Source organism: Blastococcus sp. KM273129 (assembly GCF_021698995.1).
GTDB lineage: Bacteria > Actinomycetota > Actinomycetes > Mycobacteriales > Geodermatophilaceae > Blastococcus.
In genome coordinates this window covers 13,640-31,158 of sequence record NZ_SSXB01000057.1, presented here as the reverse complement: position 1 = coordinate 31,158, position 17,519 = coordinate 13,640, and the positions used below count along the sequence as shown (strand labels likewise).

General features: G+C 73.8%; 14 protein-coding genes and 2 pseudogenes. 10 read left to right on the top strand and 6 right to left on the bottom strand.

The features are described 5' to 3' along the window. The 4 genes and pseudogenes from E9565_RS15485 to E9565_RS15470 all read left to right on the top strand — a co-directional run. A partial coding sequence (locus E9565_RS15485) for a C40 family peptidase (RefSeq protein ID WP_236835779.1) occupies positions 1-433 on the top strand: 433 nt, incomplete at its 5' end. A 339-nt stretch (positions 434-772) separates the two neighbouring features. Beyond that, positions 773-1,693 (top strand): annotated as a pseudogene (locus E9565_RS15480) (AAA family ATPase); the annotation flags it as partial. Positions 1,694-1,959: 266 nt separating this feature from the next. Next, positions 1,960-2,988, top strand: a complete 1,029-nt coding sequence (locus tag E9565_RS15475) for a DUF58 domain-containing protein (protein WP_236835775.1) — start codon at positions 1,960-1,962, stop codon at positions 2,986-2,988. Beyond that, on the top strand, positions 2,985-4,055 hold the full coding sequence (locus tag E9565_RS15470; protein WP_236835772.1) for a VWA domain-containing protein: 1,071 nt from the start codon (positions 2,985-2,987) through the stop codon (positions 4,053-4,055). The genes E9565_RS15475 and E9565_RS15470 overlap by 4 nt, the downstream gene beginning before the upstream one ends. Positions 4,056-4,303: 248 nt before the next feature. Here the strand turns inward: E9565_RS15470 and E9565_RS15465 are convergent. The 4 genes and pseudogenes from E9565_RS15465 to E9565_RS15450 all read right to left on the bottom strand — a co-directional run. Further along, positions 4,304-5,323: pseudogene (locus tag E9565_RS15465) on the bottom strand (glycosyltransferase family 2 protein); the annotation flags it as partial. 20 nt (positions 5,324-5,343) lie between these two features. After that, the gene (locus E9565_RS15460; protein WP_236827672.1) at positions 5,344-5,976 is read right to left on the bottom strand and encodes a hypothetical protein; all 633 of its coding nucleotides are present in this window, start codon (positions 5,974-5,976) and stop codon (positions 5,344-5,346) included. A 201-nt stretch (positions 5,977-6,177) separates the two neighbouring features. Further along, on the bottom strand, positions 6,178-7,149 hold the full coding sequence (locus E9565_RS15455) for an NADPH:quinone oxidoreductase family protein (protein WP_236835770.1): 972 nt from the start codon (positions 7,147-7,149) through the stop codon (positions 6,178-6,180). A 79-nt stretch (positions 7,150-7,228) separates the two neighbouring features. Further along, on the bottom strand, positions 7,229-8,965 hold the full coding sequence (locus E9565_RS15450) for a DUF429 domain-containing protein (protein ID WP_236835768.1): 1,737 nt from the start codon (positions 8,963-8,965) through the stop codon (positions 7,229-7,231). A gap of 344 nt (positions 8,966-9,309) precedes the next feature. Between E9565_RS15450 and E9565_RS23330 the strand changes: the two genes are divergently transcribed. From E9565_RS23330 to E9565_RS15435, 4 genes are all read left to right on the top strand, one after another. After that, the gene (locus tag E9565_RS23330; protein ID WP_308196136.1) at positions 9,310-9,729 is read left to right on the top strand and encodes a DUF2182 domain-containing protein; all 420 of its coding nucleotides are present in this window, start codon (positions 9,310-9,312) and stop codon (positions 9,727-9,729) included. Between the two features lie 47 nt (positions 9,730-9,776). Then, positions 9,777-10,139 carry a DUF2182 domain-containing protein gene (locus E9565_RS22635; protein WP_255726144.1) on the top strand — a complete coding sequence of 121 codons (363 nt, stop codon included), beginning with the start codon at positions 9,777-9,779 and terminating at the stop codon, positions 10,137-10,139. 170 nt (positions 10,140-10,309) lie between these two features. Beyond that, entirely contained in the window at positions 10,310-11,413 is a 1,104-nt protein-coding gene (locus E9565_RS15440; protein ID WP_236827668.1) for an alpha/beta hydrolase, read from the top strand. 735 nt (positions 11,414-12,148) lie between these two features. Beyond that, the gene (locus E9565_RS15435; RefSeq protein WP_236835766.1) at positions 12,149-13,057 is read left to right on the top strand and encodes an AAA family ATPase; all 909 of its coding nucleotides are present in this window, start codon (positions 12,149-12,151) and stop codon (positions 13,055-13,057) included. A gap of 86 nt (positions 13,058-13,143) precedes the next feature. On the opposite strand, the gene msrA is transcribed toward E9565_RS15435, so the two are convergent. Further along, on the bottom strand, positions 13,144-13,656 hold the full coding sequence (gene msrA / locus E9565_RS15430) for a peptide-methionine (S)-S-oxide reductase MsrA (protein WP_236835765.1): 513 nt from the start codon (positions 13,654-13,656) through the stop codon (positions 13,144-13,146). A gap of 222 nt (positions 13,657-13,878) precedes the next feature. Beyond that, the gene (locus tag E9565_RS15425; protein WP_236835762.1) at positions 13,879-14,634 is read right to left on the bottom strand and encodes a hypothetical protein; all 756 of its coding nucleotides are present in this window, start codon (positions 14,632-14,634) and stop codon (positions 13,879-13,881) included. Positions 14,635-14,790: 156 nt separating this feature from the next. Between E9565_RS15425 and E9565_RS15420 the strand changes: the two genes are divergently transcribed. Then, positions 14,791-16,851: a sensor histidine kinase gene (locus E9565_RS15420; RefSeq protein ID WP_236835761.1), complete on the top strand. Its 2,061-nt coding sequence runs from the start codon at positions 14,791-14,793 to the stop codon at positions 16,849-16,851. After that, positions 16,848-17,504, top strand: a complete 657-nt coding sequence (locus E9565_RS15415) for a response regulator transcription factor (RefSeq protein ID WP_236827662.1) — start codon at positions 16,848-16,850, stop codon at positions 17,502-17,504. Before E9565_RS15420 ends, E9565_RS15415 begins: the two co-directional genes overlap by 4 nt. Positions 17,505-17,519: the final 15 nt, after the last annotated feature.

Below are 17,519 nucleotides of genomic sequence, written 5' to 3'. Positions count from 1 at the left end.
GACGCCGAGCTGCGACCGCGCCGCCGCGATCGCGGCGGCGCGGTCGCAGCTCGGCGTCCCGTACTCGTGGGGCGGCGGCGGCAGCAACGGCCCCAGCAACGGCATCCCGCCGGACAGCCAGCTCTTCGGCTTCGACTGCTCGGGCCTGACGCAGTACGCCTACGCCCGGGCCGGGATCGCCATCGGCGGGACCAGCCGGGACCAGTGGTGGCTGAACAGGAACAAGCAGGTCGCGATCAGCGACCTGCAGCCCGGCGACCTGCTCTTCTGGGGCGGGGACCGGAGCGACTACATGTCCATCACGCACGTCGCGATCTACATCGGCGGCGGCCAGATGATCGAGGCGCCCGACCGCGGCCAGCACGTGACCATCGCGCGGGCGCGGACCTCGAGCAGCACGTACTTCGGGGCGGTGCGGCCGAGCGCACGCTGAGCCGGGACGTGAGGCGTCGGGCAGCCACGGGGGGAGCTGCCCGACGCACCGCACACGCTAGCAGTCCCGGCCTGCCGTGGGCAGGGGACCGCGCGCGCCCGCAGGTCGTTCCCGAAAGGCGCCCGCGGGTCGGTGGCGACGGCGCGGCGGGGCACGCCTCCGGTGTAGGACACTGGGCCGGGGCCGGCACGACACCGCCCCGTCGACGGCCTGCCCGAGCCGGGTGGTCGCGGCCCGGCACGACCAGGGAGCCACGTGTCCAGCGCTGCCAGCACACCGATCGAGAGCGCGCCCGCCCACCCGCAGGCGCCGGTGCCCCCCTCGGTCGACGCCGCCCGCCTGGAACGGGTGCTGTTCGAGATCAAGCGCGTCATCGTCGGCCAGGACCGGCTGGTCGAGCGGATGCTCGTCGCGCTGCTCGCCCGGGGTCACGTGCTCCTCGAGGGCGTGCCCGGCGTCGCCAAGACCCTCGCGGTCGAGACGCTGGCGACCGTCGTCGGCGGCAGCTTCTCCCGCCTGCAGTTCACCCCGGACCTGGTGCCGGCCGACATCATCGGCACGCGCATCTACAAGGCCGGCCAGGACGCCTTCGACACCGAGCTGGGGCCGGTCTTCGCCAACTTCCTGCTCACCGACGAGATCAACCGGGCCCCGGCCAAGGTGCAGTCGGCGCTGCTGGAGGTCATGGCCGAGCGGCAGGTCTCCATCGGCGGCGTGACCCACCCGCTGCCCGACCCGTTCCTCGTGCTGGCCACCCAGAACCCGATCGAGAACGAGGGCGTCTACCCCCTGCCCGAGGCGCAGCGCGACCGCTTCCTCATGAAGGTGCTGGTCGACTACCCCACCGCCGAGGAGGAGCGCGAGATCATCTACCGGATGGGCTCGCAGCCGCCCGAGGCCGAGACGGTGCTCGGCCCCGACGAGCTCCGCCGGCTGCAGGGCACCGCGTCCCAGGTCTTCGTGCACCACGCCCTGGTCGACTACGTCGTCCGGCTCGTGGTGGCCACCCGGTCGCCGCGCGAGCACGGCATGGAGGACGTCGCGACCTGGGTGTCCTACGGCGCGAGCCCCCGCGCTTCGCTCGGGCTGATCGCCGCCAGCCGCGCCCTGGCGCTCGTGCGCGGGCGGGACTACGTGCTCCCGCAGGACGTCCTCGACATCACCGCCGACGTGCTGCGCCACCGGCTGGTGCTCTCCTACGACGCGCTGGCCGACGGCGTGCCGGCCGACCACATCGTCAAGCGGATCGTGCAGACCGTCCCGCTGCCGCAGGTGGCGCCCCGGCAGGGCGCCTCCGGTGGCGGCCCGGGCGTCCCGGGCGGGCCCGCGGTGCCGCACGGCCAGGGTGGGCCGTTCTTCGGGCCGCCGCAGGGCATGCCGCAGGGCGGGCCGTGGGGGCAGAACGGCCCGCAGGCGCCCGGCGGCCCGCACTACGGCGCCGGCCCGCAGGGCCCCGGCCGGCCGGACCACGGCGAGAACGGCCGGCACGGCGGCCCGAACGGCACCGCACCCGGACCGCAGCGGACGTGATCGGCCGCCGACGCCGGGCGGAGCCGCCCCCGGCCGCGCCCGAGCACAAGGGGCTGCTGCTGCACCCGGCGACGCCCGGATCGGGCACCGGCCCGGGCGGCGAGGACGGCACGCCACCCCGCTTCACCGACGGGCCCGCCGACGTGCTGCTCCGCCGGCTGGAGCTGACCGTGCGGCGCCGGCTCGACGGCCTGCTGCAGGGGGACCACCTCGGCCTCGTCCCCGGTTCGGGCAGCGAGGCGGGTGACTCGCGGACCTACCACCCCGGCGACGACGTCCGGCGCATGGACTGGCCGGTGACCGCGCGCACCCAGGTCGCGCACGTCCGCGAGACCATCGCCGACCGCGAGCTGGAGACCTGGGCGGTGGTCGACCTCTCGGCGAGCCTGGACTTCGGCACCGCCAACTGCCAGAAGCGCGACCTCGCCATCGCCGGGCTCGCCGCGGTCGGCCACCTCACCGTGCACGGCGGCAACCGGCTCGGCGCCGTCGTCACCACGGGGGAGCGGGTCGACCGGTACCCGGCGCTGCCCGGCCGGCTGGCCGCCGAGCGGCTGCTCCGCTCGATCGTGGCGACGCCGCGCGCGGGCTCGGGCCGCCGGGGGGACCTGGCCGCGGCGCTGGAGGCGCTGCGCCGCCCGCCGCGCCGCCGCGGGCTGGTCGTGGTGATCTCCGACTTCCTCGGGGACGACGACTGGGAGCGCCCGCTGCGCGGCCTGGGCGCCCGGCACGACCTGCTCGCCGTCGAGGTCGTCGACCCCCGCGAGCTCGAGCTGCCCGACGTCGGCCTGCTCACCGTCGTCGACCCCGAGACCGGCCAGACGCTCGAGGTGCCCACCGGCGACGCGGAGTTCCGCGCCCGGTACGCCGAGGGCGCCGCCGCGCAGCGGGCGCGGGTGGCCGCGGCGTTGCGCCGGGCCGGGGCCGGGCACCTGCAACTGCGGACCGACCGTGACTGGCTCATGGACGTCGTCCGCTTCGTCGCCGAGCGCCGGCGGGCCGGCAGCGGAGGGGCCTCCCGATGACGTTCCAGTCCCCGTGGTGGCTGCTGGCCCTGCTGGTGGTCGCCGCGCTCGTGGCCGTGTACGTGGTGCTGCAGCTGCGGCGCAAGGCGTACGCCGCCCGGTTCACCAACGTGGCGCTGCTCGGGTCGCTGGTGCCCAAGCGGCCCGGGTGGAAGCGGCACCTCGCCTTCGGGCTGGTCGCGCTCGGGCTGGCCACGCTCGTGGTGTCGCTGGCCGTGCCGAGCACCGAGGTGCGGGTCCCGCGGGAGCGGGCGACGGTGGTGATGGCCGTCGACGTCTCGCTGTCCATGGAGGCCGAGGACGTCGAGCCGACGCGCTTCCGGGCCATGCAGCGGGCGGCCACCGAGTTCGTGGACGTGCTGCCCGAGCGGATCAACCTGGGCCTGGTGACCTTCGCGGGCACGGCCACCACGGTGGTGCCGCCGACGACCGACCGGGGGCAGGTCGCCATCGCCATCGAGAACCTGCAGCTGGCCGAGGCGACGGCGATCGGCGAGGCGGTGTTCACCTCGCTCTCGGCGATCGAGAACTTCCAGGCGTCGCTGGAGAGCACCGGGGAGGAGCTGCCACCGGCGCGGATCGTGCTGCTGTCCGACGGCACCAACACCGTCGGCCGCGACGACACGCAGGCCATCGAGGCCGCGCGCGCCGCCGGGGTGCCGGTCTCCACGATCGCGTTCGGCACCGACTACGGCACCCTCGACATCGACGGCGAGCGGGTGCCGGTGCCGGTGGACCGGGCCGCGCTGGAGGAGATCGCCGACCAGACCGGCGGCAGCTACAGCGAGGCCGCCAGCGCCGCGGAGCTCGAGCAGGTGTACTCCGACCTGGGCAGCCAGATCGGCTACACCACCGAGGCGCGGTCAGGAGCTGGGTCTCAGACGGTGAACCCGCGCTGGCGGCGGACGAGCTTCTTCAGCATGAACAGCGTCTGCAGCACCGTGACCAGGTACAGCACCGGCCAGCCGACGGACAGGATCGCCGACTGCACGCCGACGCTCTGCTGGCTCCAGGCGAAGATCAGCACGGCGAAGGTGGCCGCCGCGCACAGGGCCGGCATCACGTAGGCCGATCCGCGCCCGCGCTCCGCCGCGGCCTGGGCGGCCCAGTTGTCCTTCTCCACCCGCGCGAAGAACTGGACCCAGGCGCTCACGAAGTGGCCCATGCGGATCCACATGTACAGCTCGGCCGGTGCGAACAGCAGCGCGTAGAAGATGTCCGTGGCGCTCTTGTCGTGCATGGAGGCGGCGATCCGCAGGTTGAGCAGGGTCGCCACGACCGGGGGGATCAGCCAGACCGGGTTGAAGACGAAGGCGTCGATCGACAGGGCCGCGGCCAGCAGGAGCAGGAACGACATGCGGGTGCCGATGTTGAACAGCATCGAGATGTTCTCGTACCAGCGCAGCCGCAGGTTGGGGTGCATCGGCTGGCCCTTGGTGTCGCCGCGCTGACCCGGCCACAGCAGGTCGATGCCGCCGAAGTTCCACTTGACCTGCTGCCCGTGCAGCGCGCGCAGCGTGGTCATCGGGCCCACGAACGCGCGGGCCCGGGCGCTGATCTTCGTGCTGAACCCGGCGTCCTTGATCTGCAGGGAGAGCTTGGAGTCCTCCACCTCGGAGTCGCGCACCCACGGGGCGGCCTGGTGGTTGCGGTACATCACCATCTCCAGCGCGCGGACGCTGAAGAGGCTGCACTGCCCGCCGAGGACGGCCATGTTCCGGCCGCGGACGAGGTTGTCCATGTTGAAGCCGGCGAACTGGGCGCGCTGCCCGGCCACCAGGAAGCGCGCCATCGCGCCCTTCACCTTGGACTTGTCGAAGGTGTAGATGGCCGACAGCCCGCCGATGCGCGGGTCGGTCACCATCTCCTTCTCCAGCCACTCGACGCAGCGGCGGTCCAGCGTGGTGTCGCCGTCGACCCCGAGGATGTAGTCGTAGCCGCGGCTGACGTAGTAGCCGTAGTTGAGCGCGCCGACCTTCTTGTCGGGGTTCTCGCCGATGTCGTGCACGTGGACGACGGTGTGGAACGCCTCGCCCTTCACCACGCGCATGTGCTCACCCGCGAACTGCCGGGCGATCTCCGGGGTGTCGTCGTCGGTGTTGTTGATGATGACGTGGACGGCGTCCGGCGGCCGGGTCTGCGAGAGCAGCGAGGTGAGGACGTCGGCGATCGTCGACTCCTCGTTGTACGCCGGGATGATGCAGCTGATGGTGGCGTGCCGGCGCTCGTGGTGCGCCTGGCCGCCGCCGAACTCGTCGGGGACGAGCGAGCTGACGTCGGTGACCTCCTGGCCGCTGCGGGCCAGCAGGTGGACGCGGTCGGTGGCGCGGCGCATGCCGTGCAGGACGACCTCGGTCACAGCGAGTCCTCCTCGAGCAGCGGGAGCTCGAGCTGGTCGAGCACCGTCTGGCGGTAGTAGCGCCCGGAGTCGGGCATCGTCTCGACCAGCAGGTCGAACTGGACGTAGAGGGTCACCGCCGTCGCCGTGGGCGAGACGTCGGGCAGCGTGAACGCCGTGGCGTAGGTGAACGGCGGCATGAGCGCGAACTCGCCGCGGTCCTCGGCGGCGACCGTGCGCTGCGTCCCGTCGTCGGCCGTCGCGACGAACCGGGTGACCAGGATCTGCACGCCGGAGCGGGCGCCCTCCACGTGCGCGGCCAGCTGGAGGGTCTTGGGGTCGGACGTCGTCCAGGACTTGGCGTCCTGCTCGGTCCAGTAGTCGACGACCACGGTCTGGTCGCCGGCGGCGATGGTGCGGGTGAGCGAACCGGTGTCCAGGTCGCCGGCGGGGCGCTCGGGCGCAGCGGACGCGGTGGCCGCCGCCCCGGTCGCTCCGGCCGGCTCGGCCGTGTCCTCCGCGACGTCCTGCTCCTGGGAGAGCCCCGGGCTCATCGTGACGTCGGGAAAGGTGCAGCCCGCCGTCCCGGTCATCAGTGCGACGGCCAACCCGGCCGCCGCGGCGCCGGAGCGCAGCGTGCGTCGTGCCATGGATCCCCCCGTGTCCTCCTCGGATGGACGCACGGAGGGGTGGAGATCGGACGCTCGTCCCCCCGGCTGCGACCGCTACGGACGGTAGGGAGCGAAAACCCGCCGCGGGGGCGGGTGCACCCGGACGGATGAACGGGGCCAGCCGGGTGGGTGACACGGCGGTCACCCTCCCGTGGAGTCGGGAGGGCGACCGCCCTGCGATCAGCTGCTCGGGTCGAGGACGAGCTTGCCGGTGGTGCGTCGGGCGAGCAGGTCCTGGTGGGCGTCGGCGACGGCCGACAGCGGGTAGCGGCCGCCGACGACGGGCTTGAGCTCACCGGCGTCGACCAGGGCCAGCAGGTCGGTCATGGCGGCGTCCATCATCTGCGGGCGGGCCATGCAGTGCGCCAGCCAGAAGCCGATGACCGCGCGGCTCTTCTGCATGAGGATGCCCGGCGGGACGGCGTGGGTCCTCGCACGCGCGGCCATGCCGTAGGTGACCAGCCGGCCGAACGGCGCGAGCGCCGACAGCGAGCCGGAGAAGACGTTGCCCCCGGTCATCTCGAGCACGATGTCGACCGGCCTGCCGCCGTTGGCCTCGCGCAGCGCGCCGGTGAAGGCCTTCGGGTCGTCGTCGGCCAGCGCCGGGTCGACGGTGGCGTGCGCGCCGAGCTGCTCGGCCAGCTGCCGCTTCTCGGGGGAGGAGGCGGTGGCGATGACCCGGCCGGCACCCCACCTCCGGGCCAGCTGCACGGCCAGCGAGCCGACTCCGCCGGCGCCGGCGATGACGACGACGGTCTCGCCCTCGGCCAGGTGTGCGCTGGTGCGCAGCAGGTGCCACGCGGTGGACCCCTGCAGGACCACGGCGAGCGCCTGCTCGTCGGTCACGCCGTCGGGCACCGCCCAGGTGAGGAAGTCGTGGGCGACGACCTTCTCGGCGTAGCCGCCGCCGTCGAGGAGGCCGACCACCCGCTGGCCGCCGCCGACCGGGGTGCCGACGAACTCCGCACCGGGGACCAGCGGCAGCTTCTGCTCGGCCAGGTAGCTGTTCTCGATCTGGTGGGTGTCGGCGTAGTTGATGCCGGCGGTGGAGACGTCGTGGAGCTTCTGGCCCGGGCCGGCCTCCGGCTCTGGCACGTCGACGACGGTCAGGACCTCGGGGCCACCGAACTCGGTGATCTGGACTGCGCGCATGGGGGCGAGGCTATGGCCTGCTCACCCCCGGACGTCGTTCCGGCCGGTCCCGTTTGCGTGCTCGGCCGCGGCGCGGTGGTCAGCTGCCGGTGAGCCGCTGCAGCCGGGTGGTCAGCGCGGACCGCCGGTCGGCGTTGCCGTGCAAGTCCACGTACCGCTGCCCGAAGCCGGCCAGCAGCGTGTCGTCCAGCCGGCGCACGGCACCCGGGGGATAGCGGTAGTCCATCCGGGCGGTGATGCCGCTGTCGTCGACACCGCGGAGCACCTCACCCAGCTCCACAAGGCTGGTCACGCCCAGTTCGAGCAGCAGGCCGGAGATCCAGGTGTAGTGGTCCGGGCGCGACCAGCCGGCGTCGGCGTACTGCCCGGCCAGGAAGGCAGCCAGTTCCCGGGGCGCGATCCGAGGGTCGTCGGGGTCGATGTCGTCGGCCTCGTCGCTGGGAACCGGTGCCCGGAGGCGCTCGCGGATCGCGGTGAACTGCTGATCGGCCAGCTCCAGCAACCCGGCGGCCAGGGTGAACCGGCGGTCGAACTCGGGAGCGTGCTCGTCCGGCACCGTGCCCTTGTAGCGGATGTCGTGCTCGAACTCGGCCCACGCGTGCTGCAGCACCGTGCGCACCTGCACCTGCACCACGCGCCCGACCAGCTCCGGAAGCTCGTCCGCCCGGCCGGGGTCCACGCCGATCAGCAGGTGCCGGCTGGAGTAACCGAACCGGCCCTGCTGCGCGGTCCGCCGACCCATGTCGCGGTCGTCGATCACCCGCACCTGCGCGGCCAGCAGCTCGGCGACCGCCTCCACGTCGCTCTGCACGTAGGTGATCACCCGCACGCCGATCTGGTCGGTGATGTCCCGCGCCGGGTCCGGGTAAACAGGCACACCGTCGACCGTGCGGGCCGCCTTCTCCGCGAACGAGGCGATGCTCTTGGTCCGCCCGGTCACCGACAGGTAGTTGATCCCGGCGTCGTCGAGCACCCCGGTGACGAGCGCGAGCGCCTGCGCCCCGGCGACCAGGGCATCGGGCCGGCCGTCGGCGTACGCCTGGATGGCCTGCTGCACCGGGTCGGGCGGGGGTGCGGCGACCCGGGGGCCGGGCTGCAGGTCCGGCGGCAGGGTCGGGGTCACGATGGCGCCGCCGGCCGCGTCGCCGTAGGTGGTCACCTCGTCCGGGCGCCGGACGGCGATCCAAGCCACGTAGGCGCACACGACGGCGTCGACCTGGTCCTCCGCCGCCCGCAGCTCGCTCTTGCGGGTGGCGGCCTGCACCTGCCGGCGCAGCGCGGCGAACGGTGCACCGAGCTCCAGCTCGGCCACCGCGCCCAATAGGTCGATGAGCAGCAGCAGCTCCGCGCGCAGCTGCTCGAGCACCCGGCCCGGCTTGTTCTTGTACTTCAGCGTGCGGCCCAGCCGGAACAGCGCCACCGTCGCCGCGTGCGGGTAGACCTCGATCGCCCGGCGGTCGCGGCCCGAACGGGGGTCGAGGTCCAGCTTCAGGCGCCGGCCGATCCGCCCGCCGCGGGTGTCGCCACCGGTGAACTCGGGTTTGCCGGTGTTCGTCGGGTGCGCCCCGGCCTGGAACCTCGCGAAGTCGGCGTTCAGCGCCCGCTCGGCGGCCCGGTTCCCGGTGGCGTTGGTGACCACCAGCGGGGCGTCGATCGCCACGATGCACGGGCCGGCGGTGAACGGGGCCAGCGCGGTCTCGATCTCCTCGTCGGTGCGCACCGCGCTGACGTGCACCAGCCGGCCGGCGTCGTCCAGCACGGCGAGGCCGGTCGGTTGCTTGAGCCCCCAGGCGAGGTCGATCCCGATGTGGTGCACAGGGTCAGCATGCCCGGCCCCGCAGCTCGTCGGGGCGCGTCCCGTGAGATCTGCCTGGCGTGTGCGTGTGACGGTCTGCCCGAGGTCGCTCGGCTGAGCGCCGTCCTCTGGCCGGCCTGTTCTCCGGGTGGAGGAACGCGAGGACATGCATGGACCGGCTGCGCGCATAGCGTGACGACACCGACTCGCCGCAGGCGCGGCTCCCCGAGCCGCCCGCCCGCAGGCCGTCAGGTGAGTTGCCGGGCAGCCGGTGGGGGTGTCGGCAACGTCGACTCTTCGGGATCCGGTACGAGGGCAAGACCGGGCTGTCGACCTCGGACTTCTCCTTGGGCGGGCTGACACCCGTGAGCGCGCCGACCCGGGAACGCTCCAGCGCCGACGGGGGGCTGGCGCCCGCCTTCGCCGCGGTGCGCGTGCGGCTCCTGCTGGTCGCCGCGCTCTTCGCGTTCGCCGGCGCGGGGTGGTGGTGGACGGTCGACCGGATGCAGGTCATGGACGACGGGCCGTGGACCGGCCTCGGCACGCTCGGCTGGTTCCTCGTCGTGTGGGTCGTGATGATGGCGGCGATGATGTTCCCGTCGGTCGCACCGACGATCGCCCTCTCCTCCCGCATGACCGGGCGCCGGTCCCCGCTCTCACCGCTGCTGTTCACCGGCGGCAATCTGGCCACGTGGGCCGGCGCCGGACTGTCCGCCTTCGCGCTCGCCGCGATCCTCGGCCGGGTGCCGGGCGATCTCCGGGCCTGGGACCGGGCGGGCCGATGAATAGCGGGTGGCACGCTGGTCGTGCGGCGGCGTACGAGCTGAACCCGTTGAAGGACGTCTGTCCCGGCAAGTGCCGCAGCCCGCTCGGGTTCCTGCTCGGCTCGTGGCGGGACGGCCGCCGGGGCGCGTTCCGGATGGGGGCGAAGAACGGCGCCTGGTGCGTCGGCTGCTGCTGGGCACTCATGGCCTCGTTGTTCGCCCTGGGGGTCATGAGCGTCGTGTGGATGGCCCTCGTCGCCGGGTTGACCGCGGTCGAGAAGACCCTGCCCTGGCGCAGGGTCGCGACGTACGGGACGGCCGCTGTGCTGCTCGGCCCGGGCCTGCTGCTGTTCGTGGCCCGGGACGCCGTCCCGGCCCTCACGGTTCCCGGGGCCGGGGAGACGGGCACGATGGCTCCGATGGGCTCCTAGAACATGCGGCGGACGCCCCGAGCGGTGGTCGCCCGTGGTGTCCCGCAGCAGTCTCCTGCAGCGGCGGCGTGCGAGGGACTCCACGGGGTCCTCCGACTCCTTGACTGCGGCTGCGACCCGCGCCACAGTGCCCTGCGGCGAATCGGCCACCGGTCGCATCGAGGAGAGACATGAGCGAGACGACGCAGGAGCTCAGGGCGCGGCAGGAGGGCCGGCTCGCCGACCCGGACGTGGAGCTGCGCACCGATCCACGACTGCACCCCGGTCTGCGGGCGACGTTCGCGGCATTCCAGCTGGACCGGCACGCCGCCCCGCCGCCGTTCGACCGCAGCGCCCCGCCGGAGGCGGTCGCCGAGTTCGTCGGCGCCTCGCACGCCGCCTTCGAAGAGCTGTACGCCGCCGTCCCCAGCGACTGGCCCGACGAGGTACGCGCCGATGTCGGCCACCGAAGGGAGACGGTGACCTCGGTCGACGGAGCAGAGATCCCGCTGCACGTGTTCCGTCCGGCCGGCGTCGACGGGCCGCTGCCGTGCGTCGTCTACATCCACGGCGGCGGCATGACGATCCTCGAGGCGCACAACGCGGTGCACCGACGCTGGAGCGAGGATCTCGCCCTGACCGGCATGGTGGTGGTCACCGTCGGCTTCCGGAACGCCTGGACCGAGCAGGGGCCCAACCCGTTCCCGGTGGGGCTGGACGACTGCAGCTCCGCGCTCGACTGGGTGCACGAACACCGCGCCGAGCTGGGCATCACCCGGATCGTCCTGCAGGGGGAGTCCGGCGGGGCCAACCTCGTGCTGGCCACCACGTTGAAGGCCAAGCGGGAGAACCGGCTGGACCGCATCGACGGCGTCTACGCGATGGTCCCGTACATCAGTGGCGGCTACGGCTGGAGCCGCGAGCGCAAGCTCCGCGAGCTGCCGTCGATGGTCGAGAACGACGGGCACTACATCAACTGCGACATGATGGACATGCTCGTGGCGGTCTACGACCCGACCGGCGAGAACGCGGAGAACCCGCTCGCCTGGCCGTACTTCGCCACCGAGGACGACGTCGCGGGGTTGCCCCCGCACGTGATCGCAGTCAACGAGCTCGACCCGCTGCGCGACGAGGGGATCGCCTACTTCCGGCTGCTGCAGCGGGCCGGGGTTCCGGTGGTCGGCCGCGTGAACCTCGGCCTCACCCACGCCGCGGACATGTCCTTCCGTGCGGCTGTGCCCGAGGCGTACAAGGCGGCGGTGCGCGACATCCGGGGGTTCGCTGACACGCTCTGAGTGACGACGGCGCTGGTCGGTACACGCCCCATGGCGCGTGCCGCCTGCCCGGGTGGAGGAGGCGACCGGGACCGGACCTCAGGTGCCCCGTAGTGATCGATCCTCCCGAGGTGGCAGGTGCGCAGTTGTACGCCGTCATCGAGAGTGCGCCCGGGCGGGGACCGCGGCCGGCGCGTCAACCGCTCAGCCGGCCCCCGTTTCCGACGTCGAGCGGTGGGGTCGCGCCGTCCCGCACGCGGGTCGACAGGTGACCACAGCAGTGCTGCAGGCGCTGGAATCCGGACGTGTCAGCCGGTCCATCCCTCCGTCGCGGCCCAGGCCGTCGCGGCCGAGCAGTACGAGCGGGCCTCCGCGTTGCGCGACCAGGTCGCCGAAGCGCAGCGGAGGCCCAGGACGGTGGCGGGGAAGGGCCGGCCGTCCCCGGGGTGGGCGTCGAGGACATCGCCGAGGTGGTGTCCCGGGCCACCGGCAGCCCGGTCAGCCAGCTCACCCAGGAGGAGATGTCGCGGCTGCTCGGACTCGAGCAGCGCCTGCACGAGCGGGTGGTCGGCCAGGACGAGGCGGTCGACGTCGTCGCCGAGGCGGTGCGCCGCTCCCGGGTCGGCCTGGGCGACCCGGATCGACCGATCGGCAGCTTCCTCTTCCTGGGGCCGACCGGCGTGGGCAAGACCGAGCTGGCGCGGGTCCCCGCCCGGCTACGTCGGGTACGAGGACGCCGGGCAGCTCACCGAGGCGGTGCGCCGCCGGCCGTACTCGGTGGTGCTCTTCGACGAGGTGGAGAAGGCCCACCCCGACGTCTTCAACACCCTGCTGCAGGTGCTCGACGACGGCCGGCTCACCGACTCCCAGGGCCGGACCGTCGACTTCCGCAGCACCGTGAGCATCATGACCAGCAACCTCGGGTCGGAGCTGATCGTCGGCCGGCACACCCCGCTCGGCTTCGGCAACGGGGGCGAGGGCGTGGCGGACGAGTCGCTGCGCGACCGGCTGATGCGGCGGCTGCGCGAATCGTTCCGCCCGGAGTTCCTCAACCGGATCGACGAGATCGTTGTGTTCCGTCAGCTGGAACGCACCCAGCTGGAGCGGATCACCGACCTGCTGCTCGAGGAGACCCGCCGGCGGCTCCGGGCCCAGGGCATCGAGCTCGACGTCAGCCCGGAGGCGGTCGGCTGGCTCGCCGAGCGCGGCTTCGAGCCGCAGTTCGGCGCGCGCCCGTTGCGCCGGGCCATCCAGCGCGAGGTCGACAACCGGCTCTCCCGCTTGTTGCTCGACGGTCGGGTGCGCAGCGGTCAGCGGGTGCACGCCGTGGTCGGGGACGGTCGGCTCGACTTCGAGGTGGCGGTCGAGGCGATCATCCAGAACTGGTGGCGCCAGGGGATGATGGGCGGGGCGAAGGCGCACCACGACGGCGTCGTCGCGTTCTCCCAGACGGACTTCACCGACGACCTGAAGAAGATCACCGTGCCCGTGCTGGTCATGCACGGCGACGACGACCAGGTCGTGCCCTACGCCGACTCCGCCCCGCGCTCGGCCGAGCTGCTGCCGAACGGGACGCTCAGGACGTACTCCGGCTTCCCCCACGGCATGCCGACCACGCAGGCCGGGACGATCAACGCCGATCTGCTGGCCTTCCTGCAGGACTGACCCGGGCCGTCGACCGAGGGGCGGGTGGCGCCGTCGGTGCCACCCGCCCCTCGCAGCCGCGCCGCCCGGGCGCCGGCCTCAGGTGCTCAGGCGGTCTGCTCCTGGCGGCGGGGGAGCACCCAGTCGGGCCGCACGTAGTGGCAGGTGTAGCCGAACGGGATCTTCTGCAGGTAGTCCTGGTGCTCCTCCTCGGCCTCCCAGAAGTCGCCGGCCGGCTCGACCTCGGTGACGACCTTCCCCGGCCAGATGCCCGAGGCGTCGACGTCGGCGGTGGTGTCGAGCGCGACGCGCTGCTGCTCGTCGCTGGTGTAGAAGATCGCCGAGCGGTAGCTGCGACCGATGTCGTTGCCCTGGCGGTCCTTGGTCGACGGGTCGTGGATCTGGAAGAAGAACTCCAGCAGCTCGCGGAACGAGATCACGTCGGGGTCGAAGACGATCTCGACCGCCTCCGCGTGGTCACCGTGGTTCCGGTAGGTGGCGTTCGGGGTGTCTCCCCCGGAGTAGCCGACCCGGGTCGAGATCACCCCGGGGCGCTTGCGCAGCAGCTCCTGCGCGCCCCAGAAGCAACCGCCGGCGAGGATCGCGGTCTCGGTGGTCAATGTGCCTCCCTCTGTCGTGGTGACGACTAGAGAACACCGCGACCGGCCCCGCTGTTTCGCCCGGTGCCCCGACCTCGGTGTCCGGTGCGCCCGGTGGGGCTCGGCTCGCGCCGCCGGTCTCCCCGCCGCCGGCCCGCCCGCCGTCACCCGCGGCCGGCGTCCCCACGGCCCGTGACCGTGGGGACGCCGCCTGCGCGTGCCCCGAGCGCGCCGCCTCGCCCGTCAGTCCCGGGAGCCGAGCGCCAGCCGGGCGAGCGGGACGAGCGCGGCCCCCTGCACGACGGCCCCGGCGACGCTGACGGCGTTCGGGAACTCCCCGCTGGCGAGCACGAACCCGACGACGGTCACCACCGCCGGCCACCAGCCCACCGCGCGACGGGAGCGGTGCAGGGCGACGGCCAGCGCGACGGTGCCCAGGATGGCGCAGATCAGCAGCCAGCCGACCGGGTCGATGATCGCGCCCTGCAGCCGGACGAAGGCCTCGGTCCCGCCGGGCAGGACCGCGCCGTCCTCGACCATCGCGAGCGCGGCGAGCCGGAGCCCGACGAACGCACCGCCACCGACCGCCCCCAGGGTCAGCAGCGCCGCGGACAGCGCGGACGCGATCGGCGCGGTCCGCCGGAGCACCACCGCCGCGAGCGCGCCGACGGCGACCATCGTGGTCATCGCGAGCCCGTAGGCGAGCGTCGAGGCGACCATCGCGCCGCTGTCGGCGGCGACCCCGGTCAGGTAGACCTCGGCATCCTGGCGCGGGAGCCCTGCGCTGTTGAGCGCGTACTGCGCGGCCATCGCGGCAGGTGACACGAGCGCGGCGCCGGCCAGGGCCGGGAGCCGCCACGCCCGTGGCCGGTCGCCGCGTGCGGCCGGCGCGGCATCGGGGGCGCCGGCGCCGGTGACCACGGCGTGGTCCGGCGCGCTGAGGGTCGCGCCCATCCTGATCTCGGTCGTCGGGGCGGGGGTGCTGACGTGCTGCGTCATGGCGGGATCTCCAGGTCGTCTCGGCGGCGGGGTGCCGTGCGAGCTGCCGGAAGGCTCCGGCCGGCCACGTCCTGCCGTCATCGGACGCCGGTCCCGATCGGGTGCAGGACCGCTGTCCCTCCCACCCGGGACACCATCTGCTGAGAACATCCGTCCATGCAGCCGCGTTCCGCGACCAGGGACCCGCGCCGGCGCCCGTGGCGCGGGCCGGCGGCGGGCGGCGGCGCGGCGTGCGTGGCGCTGGCCGCGGCCACCCTGGTGCTGCAGGTGCTGCCGGCCGACGGTCCGGACTACCCGGCGGGGAGTGCGCTGCGCGGGGTGCTGGCCGGGATCGCGTACGGGGTGCTCGGCGCCGTCGTCGCGACCCGGCTCCCGCGCACGCCGGTCGGCTGGCTGATGGTCGTGGTGGGCCTGAGCAACGCCGTGTCGTCGTTCACCGGGTCGCTGGCGCACCTGCTGCTGACGGAGACCCCCGGCCACACCGCCGGCGCCCTGCTGCACTGGGTCGCCGGGTTCACCTGGGTACCGGGCTACACGCTGGTGCCCTCGGTGCTCCTGCTGTTCCTGCCCACCGGCTCCCTGCCGTCGCCGCGGTGGCGCTGGGTGGTCGCGGTGTCGGGCGGCGCGACGGTCGCAGCCACCGTGGCGTGGGCGGTGACGCCGTACGACCAGCGCGACATCGCCCCGCCCGCGTACTACGGCGAGCTGGACCACCCGGTGCCCCTCGACGGCGCCTGGACCGCCGTGAGCGCGATCCTGCCTGTGGTGGTGCTCGGCGCGCTGCTCGGCGTGGCATCGCTCGTGCTCCGCCTGCGGCGGACATCGGGGCAGGAGCGCGACCACGTCGTCCTGGTGGCCGCCGGCGCCGCCGCGACGCTGGCCCTGCTGGTCGCGGGGTGGCTGCTGCCGGTCGCCTCGGCGGCGTTCGTCGCGGCGGCGATGGTGCCGCTCCCGGCCGCCATCACCTACGCCATGGTCCGTCGCCGGTTGTGGGACCTCGACGTCGTGGTGAACCGGGCGCTGGTCTACGGCGCGCTCACCGTGCTGACCCTGGCCGCCTACGGTGCCCTCCTCGCGGTGCTCACCGGGCTGGCCCAGCGGGTGACGGAGGACTGGGAGCTCCTCCTGTTCGTCCTGGCCGCGATGGCGGTGCAGCCGCTCAAGGACCGCGTGCAGCGTGCCGTCAACCGGCTGCTGTACGGCCAGGCCGACGAGCCGTACGCCGGCGTCTCGCGCCTGGCCGAACGGCTCACCTCCGCGAGCTCGCCGGGCGCGGTGCTGCCGGCGGTGGTGGACGTGGTGGCCCGCACCCTGCTCCTCCCGTACGCCGAGCTGCGCGTGGCCCACCACGGGGCGGTGGTGCACGGCCGGCGTGACCCGGGAGCGGAGACGCTGACGGTCCCGCTGGTCTACTCCGGCCGTTCGGTGGGGGAGCTCGTCGTCGCCGTGCCACCGGGAGGTGTCGGTGAGCGCGGCCGCAGGCTGCTCGAGGAGCTGGCCCGCCACGCCGCCGTGGCAGCGCACGCCGCGGCCCTCCAGGTGGAGCTGCACCGCTCGCGCGAGCACATCGTGACCTCGCGGGAGGAGGAGCGCCGGCGGCTGCGCCACGACCTGCACGACGACCTCGGCCCCGGACTGGCCGCCACCGCCATGCAGCTCGACGTCGCCGCCGACCTCGTGCACACCGACCCCGACCGGGCCGCCGCCGTCCTCGAGGCCGCGGCCGGCTACCTCCGGGGCAGCGTCTCCGACGTCCGGCGCATCGTCGACGACCTGCGGCCGGCCGCGCTGGACGACCTGGGGCTGGTGCCGGCGGTGCAGGAGGCGGCGGAGCGCCTGCGCACCGCCGGGGTGGAGGTCGCGGTGACCGGAGAGGGTCCGCTCACCGGCCTCTCGGCGGCGGCCGAGGTCGCGGCCTACCGGATCACCGCGGAGGCGCTGGCCAACGTGGCCAAGCACTCCGGGGCGCGGCACGTCGACGTCCGCCTCGAGCAGGTGGACGGCGTCCTCACGGTGCGGGTGGCCGACGACGGCGTCGGGCTCGCCCGGCAGGCGACGGCCGGGGTGGGGCTCACCTCGATGCACCAGCGGGCCACCGAGCTGGGCGGTTCGTGCACCGTCACCGGCGGCCGCGGTGGGACGACCGTCGTCGCGACGCTGCCGGCGGACCGCCCAGCCGGTCCGGCCCAGGAACGCCTCGTGGAGGTCACGGCATGACCGATCGGTTGTCCGTCCTGGTCGCCGACGACCACCCGATGTTCCGGGCCGGCATCGCCGCGCTGGTGGACGCGCTGCCCTGGGCCCACGTCGTCGGGCAGGCAGCCGACGGCGACGAGGCGGTCGCGCTCGCGCTGGCCGAGCGGCCCGACGTCGTCCTGATGGACCTGCACATGCCGGGCACCAACGGGCTGGAGGCGATCCGGAAGCTCGCCGCCGAGCTGCCCACGGCGGCCTGCCTGGTGCTGACCATGGTCGAGAACGACGACACCGTGGCGGCCGCGCTCCGTGCCGGCGCGCGCGGCTACCTGCTGAAGGGGGCCAGCCGGCAGGAGATCACCCGGGCGCTCGAGGCGGTGGGGCACGGAGAGGTCATCCTCGGCGCGGCGGTCGGTCCGGCGGTGCTCACCCGGCTCATCACCCGGAACGAGCGGTTGACGCCGTTCCCGCAGCTGACCGAGCGTGAGCACGAGGTGCTCGACCTCGTCGCCCGCGGGCTGAGCAACGGCGAGATCGCCCGCCGCCTCTACCTGTCGGAGAAGACGGTGCGCAACGTCGTGTCCACGGTGTTCACGAAGCTGCCGGTGGAGTCCCGCCCCCAGGCGATCGCGATGGCCCGCGACGCGGGGCTCGGAGGGGCGGAGCTCCCCTGAGAGGCGCGCGGCTCC